Source organism: Ercella succinigenes (assembly GCF_900002895.1).
Genome location: NZ_CDHP01000062.1, coordinates 22,696 through 29,830 on the forward strand (window position 1 = coordinate 22,696; position 7,135 = coordinate 29,830).

Here is a 7,135-nt window from a genome sequence, read left to right on the forward strand (position 1 = left end):
GCAATCGTTAGGAGGCAAATAAAATTGATTAATGATATCATCTTGTTTCTGCAGAAAATATCTGCTGATCTGATTTTTGATATAGGGTTATTGATCATTCCGGGGACTGTTCTCCTGGCGATTATATATTTTGATTTTATTCTATTGCTGGGATTCGCAAGCAGAGTTAAAATTTTGAATAAAAAGGTCGGAAATATCAAAGATAATGACAGTGACCGGTTTAAAAAAATTGAAAAGAGTGTTAAAAGCTGCAGATTAAAAGGTTTGCTTAAAGTCTGGCAGGATCAAATAGGGCATGATCTTTATAATCCTGATAAGCCTGCCTGGAATCTTGCTGATAACCGTGATCTGGCTTTAGAGAGCTTTTATATTACATGTCAGAGAAATATCGCTAAATTAGTTCCAGGAATAATAGTTATCATTGCCCTGCTGATTAGCTCAATCGGCATGATTGCTGCAGGTTCTTCAGATATTTCAGTGATGAATCTATGGGCTTCCAACTGGCGGCAAATAGCTTTCTTATTGATTGCAGCTATTTTAAGCAGTCTTCTTTTCTGGATTATAGATGGTATTTTTGCCTTAAGTACAGTCAATCGTTTAGTAGCTCTTTTTACCTTGTTTTCAGAAAAGATTGGGGCTGTTAGTGAAAATGATCGCCGGCAGAAAGAATATATTGAGTTGACCAGACAGACAGAATTACTTTCTGATATGGATGCCAGGATTTCCAATACTGTTTTGGAGGTTTTTGACAACAAGTTAATTCCCGACTTGAAACATAGTTATAGAATGTCATTGGAAGAGCATCTCAAACCTGAAATTATTAATCTCAGCAGAGCTGCTGAGAACTTTACCGCACATGTTCTGGAATTGCAAAATGAAGGCATGCAAGCTCTGGCTGACTCTTTTTATGAAAAGCTTAGCGGCAGCTATAGCTCCCAGCTGGAAAAACTGTCTTTGATTTCGCGTGAACTTGAACAAGTACAAGCTGCCAGTATTAATAGAATGAATTCTCTGCTTTCTACCGTTGATGAAAATATGAGAATTCAAAACGATCTTAATGCCAGAGCTACAGAAACCATAAATGATCTTACCGAAGTAAGGACTGATCTGGCGACAGCTGCGGATAATCTTGCTTCTGGCATGGCTAAAGCAGGTGAGCTGGCAGAGTCGATGAATCAACTGCTTGAAGCAGACCGACGTTTGATTGCTGAGTTTGCTTATGAAAGACAAACTATGCAGGAACTGAATAATGGTTATTTTGATAAAATGAATAATCAGATGATGCAGTTGCAAGATGACCTTAACTCAGAAATAGAAAATATTTTTAGTAGATTTACCGATGTATATACCACAACATTTGAACATGTTGATGAGAAAACAAGCAATCTACTGGAAAATTTTGATGGTCAAACAAGAACATTGATGGAATCAATTGATGAACAGGTCAGAGACCTTACTTTCCTTTCGAGAGAGGTTTCTACGGAAGTTTCTGAACTCAACAGACAACTTAATTCTTCCGTGTCAGGCTTTTCTGAGAGTGTTTCCGTTAGTCTTGAACAAAGATATGCTGATATGGAAGATGCCGTAAATTCGCTTTCGAAAAAACTTGTTTCTGCTGCGGAAATAATTAGAGATTCGGTAGATGATTTGCCGGCTGCTGTTGTTCTGGCAAAAACTGTAATTTCTGAGCAAGAAAAAAAATAATTATTATTTGAGCTTTTCGGCTTTATAGGCTGAAAAATGTAATGAGGTCTTCGGATGTTTAATAAAAAGACAAATAAAACTGAATCTGAAGCTGTTCTTGTTTTTTCACCGGTATTGCTGGTTTTTGCCCTTGTTGCCTTGCTGGTCTTGATCATTATTATTGCTCCACTGACTGATTCGGCCAGGTCTCAAACTCCTTCTGATAGTGATGGAACCGGAAAACAGACTGAAGAAACATCTGATCAGGCGAATCAGGAAATAATTGCTCGCTTGGAGACTGAACTTGATCAGGCAAAACAGGATCTGGAATCATTACGTATTAAACTGACTGAGCTTAGTGAATCGGATGATATTAGTGCAGCTGTTTTAGGGCAGCTGCGTTCTGATCTGGAAAAATATACCAGTACAGAAAAAATATATGAAGATATAATTGCAGCACTGGCAGAACAAGGTATAAGCTGTATTTATAACGAAAATACTAATGCTCTTAGATTTGATCAGCATCTTTTGTTTGCTTCCAGCAGCTCTGATTTAACAGATAATGATAAAGATTTTCTTCTGGAGATCTATCCGGTTATAAATCAGATTCTGCTTGAATCGGACCAGTCTGACCGTATAAGACAGGTTGTTTTTACCGGTTTTGCTGATGATGGCGGCACTTTAGATCTCAATCTTTCACTATCTCATCAGCGCTCTGAGGCAGTGGTAAGTTTTCTGTCCGATAACAATCTTATAGGTCTTAATATTGAAAATGGTTCAGGTTTTACTTATACAGTTTCTGGTCTGGCTGATCAAAATCCAATTATGAAAAATGGCTCGGTTAACAGAGATCTTTCAAGAAGAGTGGAACTGTCTATTTTACTTGACTATAGCAATCTTGGTGATTTGGTTTTTGGCGATGATTAATTATGCTTGCCCTTTAGTTTCACAATATAATAATGATGAACAGAAGCAATGGTTGGAGGATTTTGCTTCCGGTTTATTTCGTTATAGTGATAATAATACTGATTTAAGATTACTTGCCATGACTATTCCTGTCAGCAGACTGAACAGTCTTGTAATCTTGTATTGCAAGGCTGATCTAAGTCTGAGAGAAAAAGATATAATTTATGCGCTCATAAAATATAGATTTACTCCAAGAATTGCCAGATTTGTCTGGGAATTGTTCCAATACCATGTGGACTGCGGACCTTTAATCAATTTGTGTTCCGAATTGACTATTGCATGGCAGGGCAGAAGCTATTCTGAATTTGATAATATTACTGACAAACTTAATCTGCCTGATAAAAACAGCTTGACGGATTGGCTGCACAGACTTGCTTTGCCTGCTGAACAAAAAGAAATACCTTTGTGGGCTTCATTTATCCCGGAGGTATTAAATGATCCTGCTCTTGATAAAGAGAAGGGAAACTTTGAATTCGGTTTTTGTTCCAAGTTTTATAATTATTTTCTGAATAATTATGACTATTCTGAATTTAGTAAATTCGAAGCCGATTTCAATTTGATTTCTGGTTCAGGAATTGAATTTTTGCTTCTTTACTATATTTGTGTGCGAAAAGAAGATACAGATTTTCTAAAAAATAATAGTGAAATTATTGAGGAATATGTTTTACAGCGATCCAATCAGTCTGTAAAGATATTTGAATCCTATTTGAAATTACTGGAGCCACATCAGTACGATGATAGAATTTTTCAAAAGATAAGAAAAGAAAGAGAAATATATGACCGGATACCCTGGATAATGATAGATGAAATAGCTCAAAGAAATTTTGAGTTATGGCAGAATCTGGCTGATATCAAAGATTGGTTTTCTGACAATAAGCGTAAATTATCTCTGATTGAAAGGTATATACCTTTGATTAAACGGATAAAAATACTTGAAAAAAATCAAGGGTCGATGCTTTTAATTTATTTTGATAGGATTATTCTGGGAGATAATAAAGAAGATTATAAAAATATTTTGATTTATCCAGTTGAGATGTTGAGTAAAAGTATTGACTCAATTGATATATATGAACATATTGAAGGTCGTCAGGCAGTTCTGCAAGCCGCAGAAGATGGATTTTATTCCAGCCAGATTATTAATTCTGTTAAATCAGGTAAGGGTTCGCAGGCAATAAATATTAATGTCGAAGGTGCATCTGTATTATATGCAAAACAAATAATGGATGAGCTGCTTTCCTAAGGATCTTTTTACTATCCGATAAATTCTAATGTGCCAGAACTCGAGTTTGCAATTTAAAATATTTTCCCTTCAGGAAGTAAATACCATTGGTTCGATTATCTGTACAAAAGTTTCTACCAGATCAGGATCAAACTGGCTTCCTTTTTTGTCTTCTATTTCTTTGATTGCTGTATCTGCCGGCATTGCTTTTCGATATGGTCTGTCATTTGTCATAGCGTCGAAGGCATCCACGATACTTAAAATACGGCATTCCAGAGGTATATTTCTTTTAGAAATTCCTAGAGGATATCCGCTGCCGTCCCAGCGTTCATGATGTTGTAAAATTAAAGGTGCTATAGCTTCAAGTTCCGCTGATTCACGGGCAATACGTTCTCCTATGTCACTATGGGTTTTCATTATTATCCATTCATCCTCATTAAGCGGTCCTTCTTTTTTCAAAATACTGTCTGGTATACCGACTTTGCCGATATCATGAAATTTTGTCAGCAGCCTAAGACGATCCAGTTGAGTTTGTGTCATGCCTAGTCTGCTGCCTATGGCAATCGCCAGAGCTTCCATGCGATCTGCATGTCCTTCTGTTATATAATCCTTGGCTTCTAAAGCCAGTTTAAGTGCTTTTACAAGATTATTACGGGCACTGCCATCTTTTAACAGTTTATTCTGATACATATTATTATCTGCTTCCTGGAAAACAAGTTTAAGATTGCTTGGCAGCTTATCTCTATGTGCATAACCCCAGGAAATTGAAAAAGGATATTGTTCACTATTGTTCTTATGCAGCTTTTTTAATTTGCTGTGTAGCCTGATTAATTCACTTTCTGTTGCTGCAGAAGGCCTGTCTAACGTTATTATGCCAAACTCATCTCCACCTACTCTTGCCAGTATTGAATTCTTACCAAATACCTCTGATATCAGGTCGGCAGTTGCCTTTAGCATTTCGTCTCCTGCCTGATGGCCTAATGTATCATTGACCAGCTTTAAACCATCTATATCTATTAATACCATTGTTAATGATTCAATAGTTTTATTATTATACTCATGCATTTTTTCTTCAAAAACACGCCTGTTATATAATCCGGTTAGAGAATCTCTTTGTGCCATATCACGCAATTTCATTTCCATGTGTGTACGTTCCGTTATATCACGAATCATGATAAGTACTTCACCAAGTTCGGAAAGATGCATTCTTGCTTCAAGAAAAAGGGTTGTATTTTGAAAAATTAGCATCATTTCTCTTGTTATTAACCTTTTGGTAGCTGCAAGCTCACGTATAGATGCTCTTATCTGTCCCATAATCTGATCATTTCGCATAATTGCCATAATCAGGGGATTTTCTGTCTTAGAGCGCATAGTTAGAGGGGATACATGCCCTTCAAGATCACTTACCAGCAAAATATCCGGTATTGTAGTAATAAGTGCACGTGTGCGGGCATTTATCCTTTCCAGATCAAGCAGCTTATCCTGCAGCTCGGGATAATAATTTTTTCTTATTGAATCCTCGCCCAGACCTATAATTGCTTCACGTGTAGGCATTTTTGACCTATGATCTGAAAAGTCTTTTGGCTCTGTTTGTTCTAACTGCCTTTTTTCAAATTCACTGTATTTTTCGTCCATAAACTGTCCCCGTTTAAAAGATCTAATTAATTTCTGTTTTTCCAGATCACTTTTTTATTTTGATAAAAAGTTGTTTACCTCATTCCCTGTTGATGATTTTGCTAAATACGCCTGCAATTTCTTTTTCGCTGAGCTGACGTGGATTGGTAACCATACAAGGGTCGATTAATGCATTTTCTGTTAATTGACTAATTAGCTTATCTGTTATATCGTCGACTTCAACATAATGTTTAATTCCTATATCAGATCTTAGAGCAGATATAGTTTCTAATAAAGATTTTTTGCCTTTTTCAGTTCCCAAAGCATTGGCTATGCGGTCATAGCGTTCTGCTGCTGCATCATAATTTAATTCTATGATATTTTCTAACAAGATGCTGTTGCATTCGCCGTGAGCAAGATCAAGCAGACCTCCTAAACTATGAGAAAGTGCATGTACTGCTCCCAGACTGGCATTGGAAAAAGCAAGTCCTGCATGTAAAGACGCTTTCATCATATTATACATAGTAGCCAGTGTACGATCTGGCTTAACTGCCTGCCGGATGTTTTTGCCAATAAGACTAATTGCTTCTAAGGCATGTACATCGGTTAGTGCCGACTGGGCATTTGATACATAAGCCTCAATAGCATGAGTTAGTGCATCCATACCTGTACAGGCTGTTAAATATGGTGACATAGTCAAAAGAGGAACAGGATCAATTAAAGCAAGATCTGGTACAAGCTTTTTACTGATGATACCTCTTTTGGTATTAGAAACTGTGTCACAAATAATAGCAAATTGTGAAACGTCTGCTGAAGAACCGGAAGTAGTGGGCAGGCAGATCATGGGAGGACCAGGCAACCTGATCTGATCCACTCCTGTATAATCAAGAATATTGCCACCATTTGATGCTACAATTGCTATGCCTTTGGCACAGTCAAGAGGACTGCCGCCTCCGATAGCTATAATTGCATCACAATTTTGCGATATAAAAATTTCTGATCCCAGCATAGTTTCGTAATCTCTGGGATTTGCAGTTATATCGCTGTAGATATAGTAAGTATTTGTATAAGCTGAAATATGCTCGATGATGTCAATAAACCAATCAAAGTCAAGAAGTTCATGATCTGTCACAATCATCGGCTTGCGAATTGTAAAGTGTTGTAAATAGCGCGACAACAGTAATCTGGCATTTTCTCCAAATATTATTTCCGGAGCAACAAATTTCCTTAGTTCAGCGTAATCTTCTCCAACTCCACTTGTCTGATCATCAATAATCATGTTGACACTCCTTTGATTATTTTACCGTTTGAACGGTATGCTTTATTTTATTAAAGAAGGGCTGACTGAATAATTATGCTATTTTTATATTTTCACTATATATATAATTTTATCTATTAATATTTAAATGTATAGACTATTAATGCAAAAAAATAATCTCAATAAAATGGTATAATGACGATTATCAGATATTGAGGTCAAAAGCAGGCTGAATAAGTCAAGTCCAAAAAGTTGGTGTAAATTGTCTTCCGGTATCTGCATGAATCAGGTGACAACATGCAGGTATGCTGCTCGTTCTGCTAACGCTTCTTTTCTTGCTGTTTCTCTCTCATCAAAGTAGCGATCCATTATGAAATACTTTTTGCCGGTCAACC

5 protein-coding genes are annotated in these 7,135 nt (G+C 36.7%); 3 read left to right on the forward strand and 2 right to left on the reverse strand.

Annotated elements, in window-relative coordinates:
- Positions 1–24: 24 nt before the first annotated feature.
- Genes AC0KSB_RS13255 through AC0KSB_RS13265 form a run of 3 tightly spaced genes read left to right on the forward strand, consistent with a single transcriptional unit; the run spans position 25 to position 3,889 of the window.
- Positions 25–1,704 (forward strand): hypothetical protein, encoded by a 1,680-nt coding sequence (locus tag AC0KSB_RS13255; RefSeq protein WP_472310068.1) that lies wholly within the window; start codon positions 25–27, stop codon positions 1,702–1,704.
- Positions 1,705–1,758: 54 nt separating this feature from the next.
- On the forward strand, positions 1,759–2,610 hold the full coding sequence (locus AC0KSB_RS13260; RefSeq protein ID WP_472310070.1) for an OmpA family protein: 852 nt from the start codon (positions 1,759–1,761) through the stop codon (positions 2,608–2,610).
- On the forward strand, positions 2,597–3,889 hold the full coding sequence (locus tag AC0KSB_RS13265) for a hypothetical protein (protein WP_472310072.1): 1,293 nt from the start codon (positions 2,597–2,599) through the stop codon (positions 3,887–3,889). Before AC0KSB_RS13260 ends, AC0KSB_RS13265 begins: the two co-directional genes overlap by 14 nt.
- 69 nt (positions 3,890–3,958) lie before the next feature.
- Here the strand turns inward: AC0KSB_RS13265 and AC0KSB_RS13270 are convergent, their stop codons facing one another.
- Complete coding sequence (locus AC0KSB_RS13270) at positions 3,959–5,503, reverse strand: HD domain-containing phosphohydrolase (RefSeq protein ID WP_472310074.1); 1,545 nt, start codon at positions 5,501–5,503, stop codon at positions 3,959–3,961.
- Positions 5,504–5,582: 79 nt separating this feature from the next.
- Complete coding sequence (locus AC0KSB_RS13275; RefSeq protein WP_472310076.1) at positions 5,583–6,761, reverse strand: iron-containing alcohol dehydrogenase; 1,179 nt, start codon at positions 6,759–6,761, stop codon at positions 5,583–5,585.
- Positions 6,762–7,135: the final 374 nt, after the last annotated feature.